Source organism: Acinetobacter sp. Lyrl_1, assembly GCF_051948795.1.
GTDB lineage: Bacteria > Pseudomonadota > Gammaproteobacteria > Pseudomonadales > Moraxellaceae > Acinetobacter > Acinetobacter towneri.
This window is the reverse complement of the sequence record NZ_JAYJLK010000016.1, coordinates 26,227-48,210: the sequence shown is the minus strand read 5'-3', so window position 1 is coordinate 48,210 and position 21,984 is coordinate 26,227. Positions and strand designations below refer to the sequence as shown.

21 protein-coding genes and 4 tRNA genes are annotated in these 21,984 nt (G+C 42.2%); 12 read left to right on the top strand and 13 right to left on the bottom strand.

Annotated features, from left to right (window positions below):
* The first annotated feature begins 201 nt into the window (after nucleotides 1-201).
* The 6 genes from VF675_RS07210 (at nucleotide 202) to msrA (ending at nucleotide 4,463) form a co-directional block, all read left to right on the top strand.
* Nucleotides 202-585: a hypothetical protein gene (locus VF675_RS07210; protein WP_440204998.1), complete on the top strand. Its 384-nt coding sequence runs from the start codon at nucleotides 202-204 to the stop codon at nucleotides 583-585.
* Nucleotides 586-685: 100 nt separating this feature from the next.
* The gene (thyA, locus tag VF675_RS07205; protein WP_440204997.1) at nucleotides 686-1,528 is read left to right on the top strand and encodes a thymidylate synthase; all 843 of its coding nucleotides are present in this window, start codon (nucleotides 686-688) and stop codon (nucleotides 1,526-1,528) included.
* Nucleotides 1,529-1,619: 91 nt separating this feature from the next.
* Nucleotides 1,620-2,132 carry a dihydrofolate reductase gene (locus tag VF675_RS07200; protein WP_004974792.1) on the top strand — a complete coding sequence of 171 codons (513 nt, stop codon included), beginning with the start codon at nucleotides 1,620-1,622 and terminating at the stop codon, nucleotides 2,130-2,132.
* 70 nt (nucleotides 2,133-2,202) lie between these two features.
* On the top strand, nucleotides 2,203-3,258 hold the full coding sequence (locus tag VF675_RS07195; protein ID WP_004974789.1) for an Lnb N-terminal periplasmic domain-containing protein: 1,056 nt from the start codon (nucleotides 2,203-2,205) through the stop codon (nucleotides 3,256-3,258).
* A gap of 153 nt (nucleotides 3,259-3,411) precedes the next feature.
* Nucleotides 3,412-3,879 (top strand): META domain-containing protein, encoded by a 468-nt coding sequence (locus tag VF675_RS07190; RefSeq protein WP_440204996.1) that lies wholly within the window; start codon nucleotides 3,412-3,414, stop codon nucleotides 3,877-3,879.
* A gap of 62 nt (nucleotides 3,880-3,941) precedes the next feature.
* Complete coding sequence (gene msrA / locus VF675_RS07185) at nucleotides 3,942-4,463, top strand: peptide-methionine (S)-S-oxide reductase MsrA (RefSeq protein WP_004974785.1); 522 nt, start codon at nucleotides 3,942-3,944, stop codon at nucleotides 4,461-4,463.
* 71 nt (nucleotides 4,464-4,534) lie between these two features.
* Here the strand turns inward: msrA and VF675_RS07180 are convergent, their stop codons facing one another.
* The 6 genes from VF675_RS07180 to VF675_RS07155 all read right to left on the bottom strand — a co-directional run bounded on the left by VF675_RS07180 (nucleotide 4,535) and on the right by VF675_RS07155 (nucleotide 6,499).
* Nucleotides 4,535-5,179 (bottom strand): fumarylacetoacetate hydrolase family protein, encoded by a 645-nt coding sequence (locus tag VF675_RS07180; protein WP_286428345.1) that lies wholly within the window; start codon nucleotides 5,177-5,179, stop codon nucleotides 4,535-4,537.
* A gap of 34 nt (nucleotides 5,180-5,213) precedes the next feature.
* The gene (locus tag VF675_RS07175) at nucleotides 5,214-5,711 is read right to left on the bottom strand and encodes a YcxB family protein (protein ID WP_303364364.1); all 498 of its coding nucleotides are present in this window, start codon (nucleotides 5,709-5,711) and stop codon (nucleotides 5,214-5,216) included.
* A 193-nt stretch (nucleotides 5,712-5,904) separates the two neighbouring features.
* A tRNA-Arg gene (locus VF675_RS07170) sits at nucleotides 5,905-5,981 on the bottom strand.
* A gap of 210 nt (nucleotides 5,982-6,191) precedes the next feature.
* Nucleotides 6,192-6,268, bottom strand: a tRNA-Arg gene (locus VF675_RS07165).
* Nucleotides 6,269-6,317: 49 nt separating this feature from the next.
* Nucleotides 6,318-6,394: transfer RNA gene (locus VF675_RS07160), tRNA-Arg, on the bottom strand.
* Between the two features lie 15 nt (nucleotides 6,395-6,409).
* Nucleotides 6,410-6,499 (bottom strand) — tRNA-Ser (locus tag VF675_RS07155).
* Between the two features lie 264 nt (nucleotides 6,500-6,763).
* On the opposite strand from VF675_RS07155, the gene rnr reads away from it, so the two are divergent.
* The 5 genes from rnr (at nucleotide 6,764) to VF675_RS07130 (ending at nucleotide 13,101) form a co-directional block, all read left to right on the top strand.
* Entirely contained in the window at nucleotides 6,764-9,187 is a 2,424-nt protein-coding gene (gene rnr / locus VF675_RS07150; RefSeq protein WP_353675436.1) for a ribonuclease R, read from the top strand.
* Nucleotides 9,188-9,384: 197 nt separating this feature from the next.
* Nucleotides 9,385-11,424 carry a M3 family metallopeptidase gene (locus VF675_RS07145; protein ID WP_440204995.1) on the top strand — a complete coding sequence of 680 codons (2,040 nt, stop codon included), beginning with the start codon at nucleotides 9,385-9,387 and terminating at the stop codon, nucleotides 11,422-11,424.
* 40 nt (nucleotides 11,425-11,464) lie between these two features.
* Nucleotides 11,465-11,674: a YheV family putative zinc ribbon protein gene (locus VF675_RS07140; RefSeq protein WP_171062592.1), complete on the top strand. Its 210-nt coding sequence runs from the start codon at nucleotides 11,465-11,467 to the stop codon at nucleotides 11,672-11,674.
* A 21-nt stretch (nucleotides 11,675-11,695) separates the two neighbouring features.
* Nucleotides 11,696-12,106 carry a hypothetical protein gene (locus VF675_RS07135; RefSeq protein ID WP_253106454.1) on the top strand — a complete coding sequence of 137 codons (411 nt, stop codon included), beginning with the start codon at nucleotides 11,696-11,698 and terminating at the stop codon, nucleotides 12,104-12,106.
* Nucleotides 12,107-12,207: 101 nt separating this feature from the next.
* Nucleotides 12,208-13,101: a DMT family transporter gene (locus VF675_RS07130; protein WP_004974770.1), complete on the top strand. Its 894-nt coding sequence runs from the start codon at nucleotides 12,208-12,210 to the stop codon at nucleotides 13,099-13,101.
* Nucleotides 13,102-13,206: 105 nt separating this feature from the next.
* On the opposite strand, the gene VF675_RS07125 is transcribed toward VF675_RS07130, so the two are convergent.
* The 5 genes from VF675_RS07125 to VF675_RS07105 form a co-directional block, all read right to left on the bottom strand.
* Nucleotides 13,207-14,580 carry a TRAP transporter large permease subunit gene (locus tag VF675_RS07125; protein ID WP_440205000.1) on the bottom strand — a complete coding sequence of 458 codons (1,374 nt, stop codon included), beginning with the start codon at nucleotides 14,578-14,580 and terminating at the stop codon, nucleotides 13,207-13,209.
* 1,054 nt (nucleotides 14,581-15,634) lie between these two features.
* Nucleotides 15,635-16,216: a rhombosortase gene (gene rrtA, locus VF675_RS07120; RefSeq protein ID WP_004974760.1), complete on the bottom strand. Its 582-nt coding sequence runs from the start codon at nucleotides 16,214-16,216 to the stop codon at nucleotides 15,635-15,637.
* A gap of 103 nt (nucleotides 16,217-16,319) precedes the next feature.
* Nucleotides 16,320-17,366 carry a hypothetical protein gene (locus VF675_RS07115; protein WP_004974758.1) on the bottom strand — a complete coding sequence of 349 codons (1,047 nt, stop codon included), beginning with the start codon at nucleotides 17,364-17,366 and terminating at the stop codon, nucleotides 16,320-16,322.
* Between the two features lie 445 nt (nucleotides 17,367-17,811).
* Nucleotides 17,812-18,234, bottom strand: a complete 423-nt coding sequence (locus VF675_RS07110; RefSeq protein ID WP_440204994.1) for a hypothetical protein — start codon at nucleotides 18,232-18,234, stop codon at nucleotides 17,812-17,814.
* On the bottom strand, nucleotides 18,227-18,484 hold the full coding sequence (locus tag VF675_RS07105) for an FAD assembly factor SdhE (RefSeq protein ID WP_004974752.1): 258 nt from the start codon (nucleotides 18,482-18,484) through the stop codon (nucleotides 18,227-18,229). The genes VF675_RS07110 and VF675_RS07105 overlap by 8 nt, the downstream gene beginning before the upstream one ends.
* Nucleotides 18,485-18,669: 185 nt before the next feature.
* Here VF675_RS07105 and VF675_RS07100 point away from each other — a divergent pair, with 185 nt between their 5' ends.
* Nucleotides 18,670-19,842, top strand: a complete 1,173-nt coding sequence (locus tag VF675_RS07100; protein ID WP_440204993.1) for an acyl-CoA dehydrogenase family protein — start codon at nucleotides 18,670-18,672, stop codon at nucleotides 19,840-19,842.
* Nucleotides 19,843-19,917: 75 nt separating this feature from the next.
* On the opposite strand, the gene VF675_RS07095 is transcribed toward VF675_RS07100, so the two are convergent.
* Nucleotides 19,918-21,408, bottom strand: a complete 1,491-nt coding sequence (locus tag VF675_RS07095) for a flavin-containing monooxygenase (RefSeq protein ID WP_440204992.1) — start codon at nucleotides 21,406-21,408, stop codon at nucleotides 19,918-19,920.
* Between the two features lie 200 nt (nucleotides 21,409-21,608).
* Nucleotides 21,609-21,974, bottom strand: coding sequence for a 50S ribosomal protein L17 (gene rplQ, locus VF675_RS07090; RefSeq protein ID WP_004974746.1), 366 nt, complete (start codon nucleotides 21,972-21,974; stop codon nucleotides 21,609-21,611).
* Nucleotides 21,975-21,984: the final 10 nt, after the last annotated feature.

Genomic DNA, 21,984 nt, shown 5'->3' with positions numbered 1-21,984 from the left:
CAATTCTCTAATGGTATCTGTAATCTTTACAACAAGTCTGCAGCCAATACATTAAGAACAGCAATAGAAAAACTACCTACCCCATGAAATCAAATCTACTTTTTAACTCTAAAATGAGTCACTCAGGCGAAGTCAATCTTCGCCTTTTTTTATGCTACAGTGCCATCTAGTACTCATACTTTTCAGACATCAATATCTCACATGCTTGAATTTTGGTTTAACCCACAGATTACCGTCACAAAGAAAATTACCCTGCTAATGCTGATCGCGTTGGTCACTGCAGCGTTATATTTCTTAGAACCCTTAAAGCTCGATGCGATTTTAATGTTTCTGGCTGCAGGTCTTGTTTTTTTAATTTGTCGTTACTGCAAAATTCATTTTACCGCCCAACATCCAACAGGTTGGTTAGCACGACTATTGACTTGGATTCCACTGGCGTTGTTACTCGCACTCATTTTTCTGCAGATTCAACACGGTGAAATTTTACTATCGGGTGCACAAGGCATCGGCTTTACCGCTTTGGCCATTTGTTTGTTTTCACCGTTGTCTTTGCTGCATCATCATCAAGCTTCCGACACACAATAAAGTCACAACTTTAAAAACTCTGCTATTATTCTTTCTGATTTATTGAGCCTAGAATGGCCCAGCCCACAAAATATTCACTTTTGCTTGACCAGAGAACGCTATGCGCCAGTATTTAGACCTACTCCAACATATTCTTGACCATGGTGGCGATAAAGGCGACCGTACTGGAACTGGCACGCGTTCAGTGTTTGGGCATCAAATGCGATTTGACCTAGCGCAAGGCTTTCCCCTGCTCACCACCAAAAAAGTGCATTTCCGTTCTATCGTGATTGAACTGTTGTGGTTTTTAAAAGGCGATACTAACGTCAAATACCTACAAGAACATAAAGTCAGTATTTGGGATGAATGGTCTACCGCAGAACAAACCGCGCGCTTTGGTCGTCCTGAAGGTGAACTTGGCCCAGTGTACGGACATCAATGGCGTAATTTTGGTGCAACACAAAAAGCCGATGGTCTGTATGAGCAAGATGGTTTTGACCAAATTGCATGGTTAATCAATGAAATTAAAACCAATCCAAATTCACGTCGTTTAATCGTGTCAGGCTGGAACCCGAAAGAAGCAGGTCAAGTTGCTTTACCGCCTTGCCATACTTTATTCCAGTTTTTTGTGCACAACGGCAAACTCTCATGCCAGCTATATCAACGCAGTGCCGATGTGTTTTTAGGCGTGCCTTTTAATATTGCCAGCTATGCTTTACTAACCCACATGATCGCGCAAGTCTGTGATTTAGAAGTCGGAGATTTTGTCTGGACAGGTGGCGATACGCATTTATATGCCAACCACTTTGAACAGGCACAGTTACAGCTAAGCCGTGAACCACTGGCGTTATGTCAGTTAAAACTCAATCCTGAAATCAAAGATATTTTCGATTTTAAATTTGAAGATATTGAAATTGTAGGCTATGAGTCACATCCTGCAATTAAAGCACCTGTCGCTGTTTAATTGCCTGTTGCTAGATTTATCATCTCAACATTTAAATTGCCCCAACGTCCCCAAAAGATGCTTGGCAGACTAAGAAAATACGAGCCTAATTATGTCATTTCAAAATTTAGAAGTTGTACACGTAGTCGCTATGGATCAACAACGCTGCATTGGTCAGGGTAACCAATTGCCGTGGCATATTTCGGCAGACTTAAAACACTTCAAAGAAATCACCCAAGGTGGCGTGGTGATTATGGGACGCAAAACCTTGGAGTCGATGGGACGCACCCTGCCTAAACGTGTCAATTGGGTGATTACCCGCGACCCAAACTGGGCATTTGAAGGCACAAAAGTGGCGCATAGCATTGAAGATGCCTTGCAACAAGCCGTTGCCGATGTTCAAGCCTCAGAAAAACCAAACACTTTATTTATTATTGGTGGTGGTGAAATTTTTAGCCAAACTATGCCGATTGCTGACCGTTTGGAACTGACACATATTGAACTAGATGTTCAGGGAGATGCGCATTATCCTGCCATTCCTGCCGAGTTTAAAAAAGTGGCCTCAGAACAGCATGTCGATGAAAAATCAGGGATTGCCTTTGAGTTTGCCCGCTATCAAAAATAATGCTGACAGCCTTGGCAATATTTGATTATGATGACTTAAACGGAATTTAACTTTGCCTCAGGAATGGCGGATGCTGCATTTCATCTTCAGTTTAGGTGTCGTTCTTTCTTCTATTTGGCTCAGTATGGCCTTGTGGATTCATCAGCCTTTGGGTTGGTTAATGAGCCGTGTGCTGATTGGGACTTGGCTAGCCTTCACCCTCAGCATTTTGGGCATTTATATCACTCAGCATTTGCTCAGTCGCAATCAGGATATTTTGGTTTATCTTTTGGGTTTTACCTTGGGGCTGTTTTGGTATTTTGGGATGGATGCCAAGCAAGACCGTGACTGGAACCCTGAAGTAGCCCGTATGCTGCATTATGAACAAGTACAAGATCAGGTCACGCTGCACAATGTCCGCAATTTTGACTGGCATGCCGATGGTCGCTATACCGAACGTTGGGAAACCCGCCAATTTAACCTGAAACAGATTACGGGGGTGAATATCATCACCTCTTACTGGATGGGGCCAAAAATTGCGCATACCTTAGTCAGTTTTGACTTTGCCGATCAAGCGCCACTCACCTTTTCCATTGAAATTCGCAAAGAAAAACACGAAGAGTTTTCTGCGATTGGTGGCTTCTTTCGGCAATATGAACTCAGCCTTGTCGCTGCCGATGAAAAAGATATCATCTACACCCGCAGCAATATTCGGGGTGAGCAAGTTTATTTTTTCCCGATCCAGCTCAATCCACAAGAAGCACAAGCACTGTTTCAGGAATATCTGCATAAAGCCGATGCTTTAGCCGCCAAAGCGCGTTGGTATAATACGTTGACCAGTAATTGCACCACGCTGCTGTTTGACATGATTCAGGCAGTATCTCAAAAACGTTTCCCTGCCGACTATCGTCTGTTTGCTTCGGGTTATTTACCCAATTATTTATATGATTTGCATGCGCTGGATCATCGTTGGGATATGCAAACTTGGTATCAACGTGCCCACATTAACCCACGTGTGGAAAACTTAAAAGATATCCACAGCCAAGACTTTTCCGCGCTCATTCGACAAGGCGTGCAGCTCGATTCTTCAGCAAACATCAGCACGCCTTATTCGCATCCGACTTATCAGAACAAAGTGCTGCCCTGACCTATTTTGGTCATTTTGCGCAGATACAATCAATTCAGAGAAAAAACCACACCATATCTTGGAAAAAGTTGCAGCAAACATACAAATTCAACTAGAGCCACGGCGCATAATTTGTTTAGATAGCAACAATTTCAAAAAATTAGAGATCATTCCATGCTAAAAAAATACTTCGGGATCACCTTATTGGGTGCAATGATTGCTTTATCAGGATGTGAAACTATGCCAACTCAAACGAGTGCAAGCCAAATTAGCGCAATCAATCAAGCCAACTTAGTACAACGTATATGGACTGCTACGCAATTGGGCAACAGCATGTTAAAAACAGAAGCAAACCGCCAAAACTTGCCATATTTAAACTTTGATGCCGCCACACAAACAGTCACAGGTTCAGATAGTTGTAACCGACTCAGCGGTAGTTATGTCGCAGGACGTGACACCCTACAATTGGGGCAATTGGCAACCACGCGAATGGCTTGCTTAAATAACAACAACTTAGATCAGAAATTTCATGAAGCCCTAAATAAAGTGACGCATTATCAGGTCTATGGTAAAACCCTGAAATTGCTAGATCGCCATGGAAATTTACTGATTCAATTTGAAACACCAACGGCTGCACGTTAACGGCTAAGCCTAATAATAGACAGGCTTAAAATGGTTTATTCATAAAATATAAGGACAAAATCATGCAACAAGCATTGTTTGGTGGCGGATGTTTCTGGTGTGTCGAAGCCGTATTTTTACAACTGCAAGGCGTAGAAAAAGTCACCAGCGGTTATGCAGGTGGACATACCTTAAACCCAAGCTATGAAGATATTTGCCGTGGCGACAGCGGACATGCAGAAGTCATTTTGATTGATTTTGATGAGCAGCAGATCAGCTATTCACAATTACTTGAGGTGTTTTTTGCCACACACGACCCAACCACATTAAACCGTCAGGGCAATGATGTCGGCACACAATACCGCTCTGTGATTTATTATTTAGATGCTACACAGCAACAAGCTGCCGCCGAGATGATTGCAGCCTTACAAGCTGAAGGTGTGAATGTTGTGACTGAACTCAGTGCAGCACCTGAATTTTACCCTGCAGAAGACTATCATCAGAATTTCTTTGCCAAAAATCCAAATCAGGGCTACTGCAATTTTTCCATTCCACCGAAACTGAATAAATTACGCAGTAAATTTCAGCATTTACTGAAAGTATAACCATTGGATTTAAAAGCAAGTACAAAACGGTGATACTCATCTTTTGATGACATCACCGTTTACACCACTATTTATTTTACAAAAGTCGTCCAGACAAATGCCTGAGTACGTCCTTGTAAGGTCATCTTCAACTGATCGCCCGACTGTAATGCTGCCACCCCTGCAGGTGTACCAGTCATTACCACATCACCAGGTTCTAAACTAAATACTTGGCTAATATCTGCCAACAATGCCGCAATATCAAAAATCAATAAACTGGTATCACCTTGCTGACGTAATTCGTCATTAATGTCCAAACGATATTGCACGTTTTTCCAGTCCTGAATTTCCGATACATCTACCCAGTCTGCCAACACACAAGAGCCATCAAACGCTTTGGCTCGTTCCCACGGCTGTCCTTTTTTCTTGAGTTCATCCTGCAACTCACGCAAAGTTAAATCCAAGCCCAAAGTTACTGCACCTACAGCATCCAATACTTTGGCAGGATCTGTGTCTGCATTTAAAGGTTGGTCAATGCGTAAACTCAATTCACATTCATAGTGACAATTGCCCCAGACCTTATTCCACGTAATCCCATCACTTAAACTGCGTAAACTGCTTGGCGGTTTAATAAATAACACAGGACGATCAGGTACAGCATTACCTAATTCTTTGGCATGGTCTGCATAACTGCGACCGACACAGACAATTTTAGATGGACGTGTACTCATGATCATCCTCAAATAATTCGTAAATTGGGAAAATTAGAACTTACTTTTTAAAAGTATTTTCAAAAACCGTTTGTTCTGCAGGCTGATTAAATGCACGTTTCGGTACAATCACCACTGTACGATTTTTTAATTCCAGCATATAGGTCAGTTTACCTACAGCGAAATTTTGCACCTCGTTATAATGAAATACCTGTTTACGACCACTGGCATACAGCTCGGCATAGTCCTGAAATAAATCAATACCTTGCTCGCTTTTACCAAATTGGTATTTTACAAACTGGCGTTTAAACATCATTGGCAAAAACCAATAACGCATTAAAGTTTGCAAGATTAAAAAGAAAGCACCGAGCGCAACATAATAGCGACCTACCCCATCGAAGCCCAAATAAAAGCCCCAAGCAATAATCGCCACACTAATCAGCGGTGTAATAAAACGGGTAAATTGTTTTTTACCAAAAGTCGCAAGGGCAAAGCCGTCTTGAGATTCTTCTAAATTTAAAAAATAGCGCAAAGACAATGCTGGCTGCGTGTCAGACATAAGCTCATCATCAAGTCATTCAAATTGAGCTAAATCTTACACTAGATTGAGCACTTTCCTTATTTTTTTCGTGTTTATTCGCTCAAAGCCAGACGTAAAACAATGGTCATGCTTTTGACACAGAAATTTCATCATTTTTAGATAGTGTAGATGCAAAAAAACCGCATCAAAAGTGCGGTTTTTTATTTCAAGTTGGTGCGCTCAGAGAGATTCGAACTCCCGACCCCTTAGTTCGTAGCCAAGTGCTCTATCCAGCTGAGCTATGAGCGCGACGACTTGATGGGGTGCATTATACGTGTTTTTTTCTGGCTGTTAAGTATTAATTCATCATTTTGCAATCAAATGCACAGATATTGGACGATTCAAAAGAATTTTACCGTAAAACCATGAGTGCACTATTCTTTAACGAACCGAATGTTGTGTGAGTTTACTAAATTTCAGGCACAAAAAAACCGCATTTAAGCGGTTGATTGTTCAAGTTGGTGCGCTCAGAGAGATTCGAACTCCCGACCCCTTAGTTCGTAGCCAAGTGCTCTATCCAGCTGAGCTATGAGCGCATTACTTGTGTGCCAATTTAGGCGATACGTTACTGTTCGGTTTACTTATTGGTGCGCTCAGAGAGATTCGAACTCCCGACCCCTTAGTTCGTAGCCAAGTGCTCTATCCAGCTGAGCTATGAGCGCGACATAAGTAAAGCGTGGCGGTGAGAGAGGGATTCGAACCCTCGATACAGTTACCCGTATGCGTCCTTAGCAGGGACGTGGTTTCAGCCACTCACCCATCTCACCGTAACGTGCCGCCATAATACAAATTAAGTGCTAGCACTGCAAGCTTCGATACCACAATTTTTGCATATTTTTGCTCAATTAAATATTTTTTAAACAATTTTCAGGATTCATCGCCAGAATTGCGCCTGAACTTTTGGCAATCGCTGCACAAAAACCAGAAACATTGTAAAATAACGACAGAAAACACATTATTGCAATCATTTACGTGCAGTCTTTCCGTACATGACTTATGCTAAACCTATCTTCTGACATGAAGTTTATTCCATGATGAAAAATTGGGTCGATCCTGAAGCAAAAGCTGAAGCCGAACGCTACGAAAATCCTATTCCAAGCCGTACCTTAATCTTAGAAACCATTGAAACCTTGCAAGCGGCACAGTCACATGCAGACTTGGTAGAGCATTTTGCGATTGCCGATCAAAAAAGTATTGATGCCCTGAGCCATCGTTTAATTGCCATGGTACGTGATGGTCAGCTCATGAAAGATGGATTCAAGTTCCAGCTGGCTGCAGAACAACCGACTCATGACGCCACGGTTTACATCAACAGTAAAGGTTTAGGCACAGCCAATATTGCAGGTCATGAAGATATTTTATTGCCTGAACGCGAACTACGTTTGGTGTTTAATGGCGATCAAGTCAAAGTCCGCCAGACATCGGTAGATCGTAAAGGCAAGGCATGGGGCTTTATTACCGAAGTCACCCAACGTCGTGTCAAACAAATCATTGGTAAATTGTCAGAATACGATGGTGAATATTTTATTCAGCCTGCCCAGCCAAATAGCCATCAGCCCATTACCCTTGAAAAAGAATTGATTGAACATGCCCAAGTTAAATTGGGCGATTCTGTGCGCATTGCGATTGACGACTATCCAACCCGCGAAGAATTTGCCACAGGACATATTATTCAGTCGATGGCAGACAAAGCCGATACTGAAATTATTATTCCGCAAACCATTTTAGAATTTGGTCTGCCGTATGAGTTTCCTGAAGAGGTCATTCAAGAAGCCGAAAGCTTTCAAGAACCGACTGCCCAAGACCGTGAAGGACGTGTTGATTTACGCGATTTAGCCTTAGTGACCATTGATGGTGAAGATGCCCGCGACTTTGACGATGCGGTGTACGCAGAAAAACGTCCAGGCGGTGGCTACCGTGTCGTGGTCGCGATTGCCGATGTCAGCCATTATGTCCGCACAGGCAAACCATTGGATGATGAAGCACAGGAACGTGGGACTTCAGTCTATTTCCCGCATTTTGTATTACCGATGTTGCCTGAAGCTTTATCGAATGGTTTATGTTCACTCAATCCGCAGGTTGACCGTTTGTGTATGGTCTGCGATTTAAAACTGTCACGCGCAGGTCGGGTCACAGGTTTTGAGTTTTATCCTTCGGTCATGCATTCCAAAGCGCGTTTAACCTATACCCAAGTGGCACAATATTTTGAGGGTGACAGTGCGGCAATTCCTGAAGATCGGGAAATGCGCAAATCATTAAATACCCTGTTCCAACTGTATCAAGTGCTTAAAGGCTTACGTGCCGAACGTCATGCCATGGAATTTGAAACCATTGAAACCTACATGACCTTTGATGAGTTAGGTGGAATTAAAGAAATTTTGCCGCGCAGCCGTAACGATGCGCATAAACTGATTGAAGAATGTATGTTACTCGCCAACGTCGCAGCAGCAGAATATGCACTCAAACATGATGTGCCGATGCTGTACCGTGTGCATGAACCGCCAGAGTTTTCACGTATTCAAAAAGTCCGTGATTTTGTCAAATTACTTGGGCTACATTTTCCAGAACAACCCACTCAGGCCGACTATCAAGCGGTGATTGAAGCCACTAAAGATCGTATTGATGCACCAAGTATTCACGCGGTGTTATTACGCTCAATGATGCAAGCCTATTATGGCGCCAATAATTCAGGTCACTATGGTTTAGCTTACGATGCCTACACGCATTTCACTTCACCAATCCGTCGCTACCCTGACCTATTGTTGCATCGTGCCATTAAAGCGCATTTAAAACAAAAACCATCACCACTTTCGGGCGCAGCTTTAGATGATGCAGGCGAACATTATTCTGCAACTGAACGTCGTGCCGATGAAGCCTCACGCTCTGTCACCACATGGCTAAAATGCCACTATATGCAGCAGCATTTGGGTGAAGAATTTGTGGGCGTAATTTCTGCAGTAGCCGAATTTGGTTTATTTGTTACTCTCAAAGACCTTTATGTCGATGGCATGATTCATGTCAGCCAGTTGGGCGATGACTTCTTTGTATTTGACCAAGCCAGCCAAAGTCTAATTGGACAAGCACGTGGTCAAAGCTTTAGCTTGGGCGATGAAGTTAAAATTAAAGTCGCGGCTGTCAATTTAGAAGATCGCAAAATTGATTTTGAGCTCATGCAGCAACTCACCCATGCAGGTCGTGCTATTCGTATGCGCGCACCGCGCGTGGCAAAACCGTTCAGCCGTGAAGCCACTGAAGAAGTTTTTTCTGAGCGTCCAAGCAAGGCGACTTTAAGTGAAAACGGTGAGCAACCTGTGCCGAAGAAAAAGCCAAAAAGCAAACCGAGCTCTTACGGTAAAAAAACCTCAGCGAAGTCGGAAGCTAAACCGAAAGACAAAGCCAAAAAAAAGACCAAGGTGAAAAAGAAAAAAGCCAATGCCAAGTCTAAATTGGACTAGCATCAACTATTTTCAACTTCTTTCTAACAACTTCAAAAAGAGCTACGGCTCTTTTTGTTTTTGGGGATCGCGTCAAACAGCCGTATTGTGCTGAATTTATCACCTTGATTAGCTAAATCTGCCCTTATGCCTTGATTTCAGCCCTCAAAAGCCCTACATCTATAAATCATGAAAGAAATTTAGATGGCACTCAAAAAATGAAATTACAGCAAGCAACTTTACCTGTTCCACAGTTTGATCAAATTACACTGGCAGATTTAAAAGAAAAAATTGAGCATGCTATTCAGCAGGGAAAAAGCTTTTTAAATAAGCTGACTGCAGTACCTGAAAGTATTACAGCACAATTAAATGTTTTAGAACAGATTGATCAGCTCGAAAATAATATGAGCGAAGCATGGGGCGTGCTGTCACATTTAAATGCGGTCATGAATAATACTGAAACCCGCGAAGTGTATCAGGCGTTATTACCCAGTTTAAGTGACTACTATACTCAGCTTGGTCAGCACACAGTGTTATATCAAACTTATCAACATATTCACGATGCCAACACCTTTAAAGATTTGCCTGCTGCACAACAAAGCGCAATTCAACTGGCCTTGCGTGACTTTAAACTGTCAGGCGTGGCCTTAGAAGGCGAAGCCAAAAAACGCTATGCTGAAATTTCAGCGCGTTTATCGCAACTGTCATCAGACTTTTCCAATCATGTTTTGGATGCTACTCAAGCCTATTACAAAGTATTATCAGAAGATCAGCTCAAAGGCTTACCGCCTAGCAGCGTTGAATTGCTCAAACAATATGGTCAGCAACGCGAGCTAGAACAACCTGTGGCAACACTGGATATTCCTGCCTATTTAGCCATTATGACCTATGCCGATGATCGTGCTTTGCGCGAAACCTTGTATCAGGCATACACTACTCGCGCGTCCGATCAATCAGCCCAGTCTGAATTTGACAACACCCCGATCATGGAAGAAATCTTGCGTTTACGTCAAGAAATGGCGCAATTGCTCGGTTTTAACAACTATGCAGAATTATCCCTTGCCAGCAAAATGGCACCAAGTGTCGAGGCGGTCGATCAATTCCTGCGTGAACTGGCAGAACATGCGCGAGCACCTGCAGAACAAGAAATTGCCGAACTCAAAGCCATTGCTGCCCAAGATGGGATTGATACCTTACAACCGTGGGATACAGGCTACTATTCTGAAAAATTAAAATTACAGCAATTTAACCTTTCACAAGAAATGTTAAAACCATATTTCCCTGCACCGAAAGTGGTTGAAGGTCTATTTAGCATCGTCAAGCGTTTATACGATGTCGATATTATTGAGCGCGCTGCCCCTGTTTGGCATCCTGATGCACGTTATTTTGAACTTGAAGATCAAGGTCAAGTGATTGGTGGTTTTTACTTTGATCTATATGCCCGTACAGGCAAACGCGGCGGCGCATGGATGAGTGGTTTCCGTTCACGCATGCAATTGGCACAAGGTTTACAAAAACCAATTTGCTATATGGTGTGTAACTTTACCCCACCTGTTGCAGACCAACCCGCGCTTTTAACGCATGATGAAGTCATCACCCTATTCCATGAATTTGGACATGGCTTACATCACATGCTAACTGAAGTAGATAATATTGCTGTGGCAGGTACACATGGTGTCGCTTGGGATGCGGTGGAATTACCAAGCCAATTCATGGAATTTTGGACTTGGGATCAAGATAGTTTAGATATGCTGAGTGCGCATATTGAAACCCAAGACACCCTGCCAGAACACCTGCTTAAAGCACTGTTAGATGCACGTTTCTTCCAGTCGGGAATGCAGAGCCTGCGCCAAATTGAATTTGCCCTGTTCGATTTAAGTATTCATCGCAGCAACCCTGCTTTAAATGCGGAACAGATTCAAGCCATGCTAGATGATATTCGTCAAAACTATGCCGTTGCGCCAACTACAGCTTACAACCGCTTCCAGCACAGCTTCAGCCATATTTTCGCAGGCGGCTATGCTGCAGGATATTATTCATACAAATGGGCAGAGGTTTTGGCCAGCGATGCCTTTGATCGCTTTGAAAATGAAGGGCTATTTAACACCGAAACTGGCAAGCAGTTTAGACAGTTTATTCTAGCAGTTGGCGGAAAAGATTCAGCGCTTGACGCATTTATCAATTTCCGCGGACGCGAGCCAAAAATAGACGCACTATTACGTCATCAAGGTTGGACGAACATAGTCAAAAACGCTTAAACTAAGAACTTTAGATGAAGTTAGGGGAGTCGTGATGACCATTAAACGTCGTTTCATTGCAGGCGCAAAATGTCCAAAATGTCAGGCGATGGATCGGGTTGTCATGCTCACCGCTGGCGAAGCTGAATGGATCGAATGTATCGAGTGTGATTATACGGAAAACCGTCCGACACATATTGATGAACCTGAAATCCCAGAGGTTTCAGATGAAATTGGGGTGATCCAGTTTAAGCCGCGTCAGTCAAAGTAAAACAATAAGGTTCAACAACGCATGACTGAAGATCAACGACATAACCCTAAGCTCTTATGGGCCATTACGGGCGGGTTAATTATTGTCATTATTGCCGTATTTATCTTTCAATGGATGGGCGATAGCAACAATACTGCGCCTATAGAAACTGCCCCAACTACGGCGTCTGTAGCGAAAGCTGTACCTGCTGAAGCAACGCCATTGCAAGAAGATGAAGCAGCACCAAAACAGTTGGTCACAGAAGATTTACTCAAAGCACCTATATCTGAGAATGCAGCGCTTGCCAAAGAAGAAGTGGCTAAATTAGATGACATTCAAAATCAGCTGAATGATCAACGTGCCTTATTAAAACAGCAACATAGCGATGCCGATGAGCTGATTAAACTGAAAGAAGAACAAATCAAAATACTGGAAGCCCAACTGGCACAGTAAGCCTCCTCTGCTTCACATCAGTCATTTTAAAATACGATAAAGGGTCAGTGTTGTAGCCAATTTAAGCTAGAATAGCCTGAGGTTATTCTGGCTTTATTTGTATGACATCTTCTGGTTCTGCTCAACAAAATTTGCTCAAAGCAATTATGCTGCTAACCTGTTCTGCCTTTCTGTTTTCGCTCATGGGGGTGTGCGTTCGTTACGCCTCAGAAACGGTTGATAATGCCACGGTGGTATTTTTCCGTAATTTTATTGGTTTGTTTATTTTTATCCCTCTCATTTTCAATAAAGGCTTGGGCTTTTTTAAAACCGAAAAATTATGGATGCACACTTGGCGTTCGGTGGTCGGATTAACCGCCATGTATGGCTTTTTCTACGCAATTGCCAATCTGAAACTATCCAATGCAATGGTCTTCACCTATTCATCGCCTATTTTTATTCCCCTAATTGCATGGCTATTCCTTAAAGAAAAAATCACCAAACCAATGTTATGGGCTGCGTTCATTGGTTTATTTGGCGTGTTATTTGTCGCCAAACCCGATGCGGGTATGTTTAATAGTATGTCCGCGATTGGACTCAGTGCCAGTTTTTTAGCAGCGATGGCTTTTGTCACAGTACGCGCCCTGACTCAAACAGAACCGCCTGAACGCATTGTGTTTTATTTTTGCATGATTGGTACACTCATTTCTGTTGTACCGATGTTTTGGTCATGGCGCCCCTACAACTTAAAAGAGTTGAGTTTTTTAATTGGCGCAGGATTACTGGCCAATATCAGTCAGATCTTTATGTCCAATGCCTACCGCCTTGCCCCTGCAGGGCAAATTGGCCCTGTAAATTACATTGCGATTATTTTTGCAGGGATTTGGGGCTTTAGCTTTTGGCATGAAACGCCAGACTTATTTAGTTTGATTGGCTTTGCCCTCATTTTGCTTGCCATTATTTTATGCAGTCCACTGTTACAAAAACACCTGAATCATCACTCCCCGCATTCATAATGCTGCTTTGTATTCCCTGCATATCAACCTATTAAAAAAACACCCCATAGCGAACTACAGGGTGCTGTTAAATAATAAGATGACAGTGATTAAGTATCCATGTGCTTATTCATACCAGCCGAATAGCTTAAACGCATACGGTGCATAAGCAATAATCAACATCGCAGGAAGCATCACAATCATAGGCAAAATCCAACGCTCATAACGATAATAGAACGATTTATGACGAACTTCTGCATCGGCTGCAGCGACTTCTTCATCACCAATCGACTGCCTTGCCAATAAGTGATTCAGCGCTACAGGTGGCGTCACATAGCCTAGTTCAAAACCAATTAAGGTAATCATCCAGAAATGCACAGGATGAATCCCATATTGATAAGCCACAGGTGCAACCGTTGCAGAAATTAGAATCACCGCACCAAATGGATCCATAATCATGCCCACAAAAATCATCAGGGCAACAATCAGGCTAATCACAATAAAGATGCTGCTAATGTCTGTTGGAAACGCTTCCATAATTTCAATGCGTTCTAAATAGCCGCCCACACTGACTGAAAGCGCCATCAAAATCACCAATGCCCCAATATGTCCCACCGTTTCACTGGTAGATAAATGCAGTGCTTTGAAAAAACCATATTGACGCAATGGTGAATCAGGTGCGGTCAATAATGAACGCTCAGATGAAGCTGTTGTCTGTTGTGCTGTAGGCTTATGATCAAAACTCTGATCCCACTGCCCCATGGCTGGAATAGGTGCAGGTTCATGGCGCAATTTATCAAATAGCACCATCATCAATAAAATAACCGGCATCATGACAGGAGCAGTAAATTCATTCATATTGGTGTCTAAAGCATATTTATAGAACAGCCAAATCAACACAAAAATAAGGATATAGGGCATTATAGGGCCAATAGCACGTAGGGACAATGGCGCAGCTATTCTTGGTGCAGCAATGCGGAATTTATTTTCAGCAAAGAACAATGAAATCACTAAAAACAGGGTTGAAGTCAAAAGAAACACATACAAACCATAGTGATATAGCATGTCCGTTGTGACTTCTTTATTCAGCGATGCCACCACAACAATCAATAGGCAAGGGCGAAGCACCACCCCCATTGAACCCGACATGGCAGTTGCCGCTAATGCAAACTGACGTCGTCCACCCGCATTCCAAACTTCTTTATAAATGATCGCACCTGCAGCAATGACAAAAATCCCCGATGCACCGGTATAAGCCGTTGGTAATGCAGCAGCAATCAGAATCAGCCAGGTTAAGGTTTCAGGTGCCAAATTCCACGGACGCAGAATATTCAGGAACAAATCCACAATTCGGGTTTGTTTGAGCAACATCCCCGCCCAAATAAACAATGCCAAGTTCAGGAAAATACTGGAGAATTCGACCAGTTGCCCCAAGTAAATCCCTTGCCCCATTGGATAATCCATCAGGATGGTAAAGGAGAAACCTGTACTAATTGCCATATAGGCATACAAAGGCACACTCAGGAAAGCAAGACCTAAACTACCGCCTTCACGGGTTGGTGCAGGTGGCTTAATAAGCTGGAATAAACTAATTAAAGTCAGAGTTGCAAACAGAATCATCCACATCCAGTAAATGATTTGCGTTTCACCACTCATCGGTACGCCTGAATTGAGTACTGAACGATATTGACTGATACTTGACGAGGTTAAGAAACCATTCGCCACCACCATTAAGGTCGAATACACCTTGAAGTCAATTTTGGTCGCAGGGCCACGTAAACCAATGTGATGGGTCTTTAAAGTGGCACTAATTGCAGCAAAGACCACCATCAACACCAATAAAATGGCACGGTTTTCAGTACCAAATTTAAAAATGCCAAAGAAAGAGGTTTCAATGGTTCGATACATTTTCAAGCTTGGATGAGCTTGAATATGCTGAATCGCCTGATCATGAAATTGAAATTTTTCTTCACAAATTTGTTTGGCTGCCAAAATTGAAGCACGGACATCTGACTCAGAGGCGGTGCCAAAAATATCGGCAAACTCATCAGCAGCATTGGCTTGCATTTGGGCATGTACTTGCGCATCGACATCGGGGTTGCGTTCACAGTCAGGTGCAGTGGGTTCGGCACGTAAAAATGAATATTGCATACCTGTTGCAGGGTCACCATATAGGCGTTCACCCATGCGCAACAACTGACCATGTACCATTTCACCTGTACCAATAATGAGGGTCAGTAACAACAAGATCAAAATAACGAATGTAGAAATCCATTCTGTCCATATATGTCTGAGCAAAGCCAAGCCAGACCTGCGTTGTCCGTTATTGTGCATATATTTTCCTGTTTTTATTCTGCGCAGAAACCGAGACTCTCGAATTTCTGTCTATCCTTATTCAACGGAATGTCCATCTTCCATTGAGCATTTTTGTATTCAGTTTAAATGTGCATGAGCGTCGTTATTTTTAAAATGACAATATAGATTTTCTTTTAAGTAAAAATGGTCAATTGTGAGATTTTTTGTGAGCCCTTTTTGCCATCATTTTGATGTAATTTTAATGCGGATCAATGCAATAGGCCCAAATAATATAAGCCAGTGCAAAAATTACTCCCCAAATCACCCCCAATAAATGTGCCTCAACTAATACAGGACTGCCGATTAATTCTGCTGTACCCAAACTGCCCACTGTATTTTCCCAAATCAGTTTAGATAAAATAAGCAGCAAGACCAATGTGGCAAAGCCACGTTCTTTTTTATAAAGCAAATGCACACATGCCACCGCCACATAAGCACCATGCAACACCCCAGAAAGTCCTGCATAGGCATTAATATCGGCAAGGAAGTAATAGAAACTCAGACTAATCGCTGGCGGTAGTACCAACAAAAGCGCCACAAAGTGCCATACTTTGGCATGCGGAAAAATAAAAGGTAAACAGGCAAACGCGATCATATTGAGTAAATAATGAATCCAGCCCACATGCACCCAATGCCCTGTCCATAAGCGCCAAAATTCATCCAATAAATGTGTAGACCAATAAATAAAATGCTCTGCAAAAATCTGCAAACATGCCGAAACCGACATACATGCCGCAATAAACACAATTTTTCGACTGAGAAATTGAGATGAATATTGCATAGGCGCTTGCATCCTCCAAATTATTCTTGTTATGTGCTTCGGCAAACGGATTGCCCAATCCTAAAACTTCTTGTCTATATTGAATTGGGCAATCTTGATATTTTTACAATTGAGCTGCCGTATCCTCATTAAATAAATCATCTAATTCAGATGAATCATCTTGTTCATCCCAGAAACGTTGCTGATCACCAGTACGCACACCTGTATGTTCAGTCCAGTAACGGTCTGAAATTCCTTGTACCATGCTTCCTGCCATGGCATCAATCAATTTAAATTGTGGATTTACAGGTTTTTCGTCACTGCGTGCATTAGAAAAGGCTTTGAGTGCATCGCGGATTTTGGCATCTTCACCACTGGCTTGGGCAGCAACCGCATATAAAGCGTGTGATAAACGCACGCCTTTATTTTCACCAATTTGCATCGACTGCTTTAAGGTTTGATACGGATCAGGTTTGCCATCTCCCGCACCTGGAAGCAAAGTCCAAATTACGGCACGTGTTGCCTCTGGTGCACCCCAGAATTTTTCATTATTTAAACAGGTCATGCCACGTTCAACAATCGCAGCAATGTCTTTAGGCACATGCACTGCCCCGCCTGAATTAATATCATTGGTCATGGCTTGCAAGCCGCTCAACATCCCCAACATATACACGGTTTGGTCAATATCACTGTTCATTTTTGGACAACCTTCGCCCAAAGGTTTCCGATATTTCTTTTCCCAACGATGCTGAAACAGTTGATAGCCTGTGTATTGACGCTGTGCAGCCAAAGCCGCCCAACGCTTTTGTTGAATCCGCGCATCTTGCGCTTCGCCTACTTGCCCTGCTTTTGCTGCACGTAAATAACGCAATTCAGCATCCAAAGCTTTTTCTTCGGCACAAATGCCCGCCGCCGAGTACATCAGTACCGCAACACGGGTTGGGTCTGCGCCCATATCTTTAGTCGCCATAATGGCAGGGGTTAAGGAATTACCAGAATTACACACCATTTCAGCATCTTCCATCGCTAAAATTGGTGGCACAATATGTTTTTCAGTAAATCCAAGTGCGACATTGGCACCTGTTTTGATCACTTGTGAACAACCTGATAATAATAAACTTGTGATTGCAAATACGGCCACACCCTGGCCTATTTTTTGGACTTGCGACATTTTCCTGTCCTCTATAATTGTGTTTATGTCCATTGCAACAAACATAGCAGAAGCAATATCTGAATAAAAGCGTCTACTTGCTGCTTCAGATGGATAACTTTGCCATGTTTTAAAGTGACTAAAATTGACTGAAATCTGTCATCCGACAAAATTTAGGCAAAAAAAAGTAGCATTGCGACGGTTCAGCACATGCTACTTATTAACTGATGCCCAATTCGGGCTTATCTTAAAAAATCTTTCGACTAAATTTAAATCTGCACATTTCAGGAATCTGATTTGTATTGATCTACACTTGTCTGGAATGAATATAACTAAAAATAGGGATATGTGTAATCTTTTATGCCAATATAAAATGACTGATCAGGACACGAAAAATAGATGATAATTTTATCTTTATGATACTTATAGTTTTTTATTATTATAAAAATATACAGCTGTCTGTAAATTAGAGCATTTTCGCCAATATTTTTAGAGCCTTCCATTCCGCCTTGGAAACCTGATCACACCAAATCACCAGAGGTTTAAAGGCTTGCTGAAATTCCATGACGATATAAATTTGATGATCTATCACTTGACGCAGTTGCACATGCTGAATTTCAGTTTGGCGAGCTGTGCTTTTAATCTGTTGTGATACTACACGAGGCGCGAGATAGGAAATTGACCATTCACGGTCATCTAATTGATCTAAACCAACAATTCGGTTTGCACGAACAAATTTAAAATATGTCCAGCCCATAATGACAATACATACAACGCTAAGCCATGGCTTTAACACTTGTAGTAAAAGCCAAACGATGAGTAGAGCGATCATCAGCTGAAACACTATTGCGATGACACTAGGTTTCAGCTGAAACTGCTGCTTAGCCATGCACATAATGCTTTAGTTTACGGATAAAATCTTTCAACTCAGGACGTGGTGGCTCAGACACTTCCATAAACCAATCCAATAAATCTGGGTCTTCCTGCTCAACCAAATCGGCAAACATTTGTTTTTCTTCCGCACTGGCAGTCAAATAATGATTTTTCACATACGGGTCAAAATAGACATCAATTTCCTTTAAACCACGACGGGCACGGTAAATCACTTTGCGTTCTTCTAAGCTGATGTCATCACTCATGCGGTTTCCCCATTAAAATTAAACTCAGGCTAGTTTAACCGACCCCTTTTAAAGTTTCGATGACTTTTATGCAGCATTGACCAAAAGCATCATCTTTCATTTGCAATTGAAACTTTTGCACCTTGTTGCCCCCTATAAATTCTTCTAAGGTGAATTCAAAATAACAACATCAGGAAGATAAAACCATGCAATCTGCCGCAATTCGCCCCATTGCCAATATGTTACCGCGCACCTTATTCAGCGCTGAACACGATAGTTTTCGTGATTTGGTACGAAAATTCTATTTGCAGGAAGTCATCCCCCATACTGAAAAATTTGAAGCGCAGCAGCATGTAGATCGTGAGCTATGGCGTAAAGCAGGTGCTTTGGGTTTGCTGTGTAGCACCATGCCTGAAGAATATGCAGGTTCAGGGGTAGACCGCTTATACAGCATGATTTTGATTGAAGAACAAGCCTATGCAGGTGACAGTGCTACCGGTTTTTCACTGCATTCAGATATTGTCGCCAATTACATTAATAACTTTGGCACAACTGAACAAAAACAACACTGGTTACCCCGCATGGCCACAGGCGAAGTCATCACCGCGATTGCCATGACCGAACCCGGTACAGGTTCAGACTTACAAGCTGTGCGTACCTCTGCGGTATTGGATGGCGATGAATACGTGATTAATGGTTCTAAAATTTTTATTACCAACGGCTATTTGTGCGACATGGCGATTGTGGTATGTAAAACAGCGAACACAGACAAAGGTTCAGCCAATCTGTCTTTAATATTGGTAGAAGCAGACCGTGCGGGATTTAGCAAAGGCAAACCACTGAATAAAATTGGTATGAAAGGTCAGGACACTTGCGAATTATTTTTTGATAATGTCCGCGTGCCTCGCAGCAATTTATTGGGTGCAGAAGGCATGGGCTTTATCATGCTGATGAAAGAACTGGCTTGGGAACGCTTAATTGTCGCGATTATTTGCCAAGCAGGTGCAGAAGCTGCTTTTGCACATACACTGCAATATACTCAGCAACGTCAAGCCTTTGGCAAAAGTATTCATAGCTTTCAAAATACGCGCTTTAAACTGGCAGAATTACGCACCGAAATTGATTTCTGTCGTGCTTTTTTAGATCAATGTATGCAGTTACAACTTCAAGATCAGCTCAGTATTGAAGCTGCAGCGGCCGCCAAATATAAAATTTCAGAGATGTACTCCAAAGTGGTGGATGAATGTCTACAACTGCATGGTGGTTATGGCTATATGCTTGAGTATCCAATTGCACGTGCTTACTTAGACAATCGGGCCAATCGTATTTATGCAGGCACCAATGAAATTATGAAAGAGCTGATTTCACGTTCTTTATAAAATTTCCACCTCAACATAAAAATGGCGCAAGCAATTTTAAATTTCTTGTGCCATATTATTTTTGCACCCAACGATTTAAGACACTAATTTAGGTTTACGCTGCTGTGCAGGCACAGCTTGTTTGAATTTTAAAATACCATCTTCAAAACTTGCTTGTTTTAAAGTTTTGCGATCTTCTAAGTAATTGTTGGTCACTCGCCATGGCGCATGTTTGCCTTGCTTTGGCATCACATTAGCAGCACGCGCGATATAGCCCGAACTCAAACTGCCCATCACCGTATCTTCCAATAACTCTGTTTGGTCACCTTGAGGAATTACCTCGTCATAACCTTGTCGATCCATATAATTGAGCAAACGACAAATATAATCCGCAGCCACATCCACTTTAAGCGTCCAAGAGGCATTAATATAGCCAATAATCATCGCCATATTCGGCACATCGCTGATCATCACACCTTGATATAGCATGTGCTTCGAAGTGTCTAAAGGCACACCATCAATTGTGGCTTGAATACCACCTAGAATCTGAATATTCAAACCTGTCGCAGACACAATAATATCGGCATCCAAATGTTTACCCGATTTTAATTGCACACCTGTTTCAGTAAAACTTGCAATTTGATTGGTTTCAATCGAGGCATGCCCTTCGCGTAAAATCTTAAATAAATCACCATCAGGCACAACACATAAACGCTGATCCCACGGATTATAATGTGGCGTGAAATGCTTCATATCTACCTTACCCTTGAGCTGCATTTGGATAGATTTCAGCAACAAAGTCCGCAGTAATTTCGGCTGTTTTTGTGCTAAAGCATAAATGGCGCGTTGCATGCCAATATTACGTGCGCGCGTGATTTTGTAAGCAACATCTTCAGGCAAAACTTTACGCATTTGCTGATAAACAAAATCCATTGCAGGCACTGAAGCAATATAAGTCGGCGAGCGCTGCAACATCGTTACATGCGCTGCACCGCCTTTAGACATCGCAGGTACCAAAGTTATTGCAGTTGCACCACTGCCAATAATGAGAACTTTTTTACCACGATAATCAAAATTCTCAGGCCAATGTTGCGGATGAATAAAAGTGCCTTTAAACGCTGCTTGATTTGGAAACTCAGGTTGAAAGCCCTGATCATAATTATAATAACCAGTACAACCGAGCACAAAATTAGCCACCCAAGTTTCAATCTGCTGGGCTGCATTTTCAATTTTTAACGTCCATTTACGTGCTTGGCTGTCATAGTTAGCAGATAACACACGATGCTGAAAATGAATTTTACTATTTAATGATTTTTCTTGAATAACTTCAGCCAAATAACCTTTGATTGATGCGCCATCCGCCAGTACATTGGTTTTTTTCCAAGGTTTAAAATTATAGCCAAAAGTGGACATATCTGAATCTGAACGAATACCAGGATATTGAAATAAGTCCCACGTTCCTCCAAAACTTTGGCGACGCTCAATAATCTCAAAAGAACGTTGCGAGCAATGTTGCTTGAGGTGTGCAGCCAAACCAATACCTGAAATACCTGCCCCAATAATTAAAATATCAACCTGCTTATCCATGTTTTATTGTCCAGCTTGAATGATGATTTTATTAAAACACATATTTGACAATACACAATGTCAAGTTTAAAAAAAGAAGCTTAAATTCTTATCATTTCGGGACAATTTTAAATTATAAGCATGCTTGAAAAATTTACAGGCATAAAAAAAGACCGGTAAAACCGGTCTTTTTCGAACAACGTGCGTTATTCTTGGCGAAATTATTTAACTTCGCGATCTACTAGCTCAACGTAAGCCATCGGTGCAGCATCACCCGCACGGAAGCCCGCTTTAAGAACACGTAGATAACCGCCGTTACGTTCTTTGTAACGAGGGCCAAGAACGGTAAATAATTTACCAACAGTTGCTGCTGAACGAGTACGAGCAAACGCCAAACGACGGTTTGCTACTGTATCGTTTTTAGCTAAAGTGATTAAAGGCTCAGCAACACGACGTAATTCTTTTGCCTTAGGAACAGTCGTTTTGATTAACTCGTGTTCGAACAAAGAATTAGCCAAGTTTTGGAACATCGCTTTGCGATGGCTGCTTGTACGGCCTAATTTCACACCACTATTACGATGACGCATGGTGATAGTC

Excerpts from the sequence above, each read along its gene's own strand:
- VF675_RS07115 (WP_004974758.1), bottom strand. The coding sequence starts at position 17,366 with ATGTCGCAAGTCCAAAAAATAGGCCAGGGTGTGGCCGTATTTGCAATC.
- VF675_RS07190 (WP_440204996.1), top strand. The coding sequence starts at position 3,412 with ATGCTAAAAAAATACTTCGGGATCACCTTATTGGGTGCAATGATTGCT.
- msrA (WP_004974785.1), top strand. The coding sequence starts at position 3,942 with ATGCAACAAGCATTGTTTGGTGGCGGATGTTTCTGGTGTGTCGAAGCC.
- VF675_RS07180 (WP_286428345.1), bottom strand. The coding sequence starts at position 5,179 with ATGATCATGAGTACACGTCCATCTAAAATTGTCTGTGTCGGTCGCAGT.
- VF675_RS07145 (WP_440204995.1), top strand. The coding sequence starts at position 9,385 with ATGAAATTACAGCAAGCAACTTTACCTGTTCCACAGTTTGATCAAATT.
- VF675_RS07175 (WP_303364364.1), bottom strand. The coding sequence starts at position 5,711 with ATGTCTGACACGCAGCCAGCATTGTCTTTGCGCTATTTTTTAAATTTA.
- VF675_RS07100 (WP_440204993.1), top strand. The coding sequence starts at position 18,670 with ATGCAATCTGCCGCAATTCGCCCCATTGCCAATATGTTACCGCGCACC.
- VF675_RS07200 (WP_004974792.1), top strand. The coding sequence starts at position 1,620 with ATGTCATTTCAAAATTTAGAAGTTGTACACGTAGTCGCTATGGATCAA.
- VF675_RS07110 (WP_440204994.1), bottom strand. The coding sequence starts at position 18,234 with ATGGCTAAGCAGCAGTTTCAGCTGAAACCTAGTGTCATCGCAATAGTG.
- VF675_RS07095 (WP_440204992.1), bottom strand. The coding sequence starts at position 21,408 with ATGGATAAGCAGGTTGATATTTTAATTATTGGGGCAGGTATTTCAGGT.
- VF675_RS07130 (WP_004974770.1), top strand. The coding sequence starts at position 12,208 with ATGACATCTTCTGGTTCTGCTCAACAAAATTTGCTCAAAGCAATTATG.
- rrtA (WP_004974760.1), bottom strand. The coding sequence starts at position 16,216 with ATGCAATATTCATCTCAATTTCTCAGTCGAAAAATTGTGTTTATTGCG.
- rnr (WP_353675436.1), top strand. The coding sequence starts at position 6,764 with ATGATGAAAAATTGGGTCGATCCTGAAGCAAAAGCTGAAGCCGAACGC.
- rplQ (WP_004974746.1), bottom strand. The coding sequence starts at position 21,974 with ATGCGTCATCGTAATAGTGGTGTGAAATTAGGCCGTACAAGCAGCCAT.
- VF675_RS07195 (WP_004974789.1), top strand. The coding sequence starts at position 2,203 with ATGCTGCATTTCATCTTCAGTTTAGGTGTCGTTCTTTCTTCTATTTGG.
- VF675_RS07210 (WP_440204998.1), top strand. The coding sequence starts at position 202 with ATGCTTGAATTTTGGTTTAACCCACAGATTACCGTCACAAAGAAAATT.
- thyA (WP_440204997.1), top strand. The coding sequence starts at position 686 with ATGCGCCAGTATTTAGACCTACTCCAACATATTCTTGACCATGGTGGC.
- VF675_RS07105 (WP_004974752.1), bottom strand. The coding sequence starts at position 18,484 with ATGAGTGATGACATCAGCTTAGAAGAACGCAAAGTGATTTACCGTGCC.
- VF675_RS07125 (WP_440205000.1), bottom strand. The coding sequence starts at position 14,580 with ATGGCAATTAGTACAGGTTTCTCCTTTACCATCCTGATGGATTATCCA.
- VF675_RS07135 (WP_253106454.1), top strand. The coding sequence starts at position 11,696 with ATGACTGAAGATCAACGACATAACCCTAAGCTCTTATGGGCCATTACG.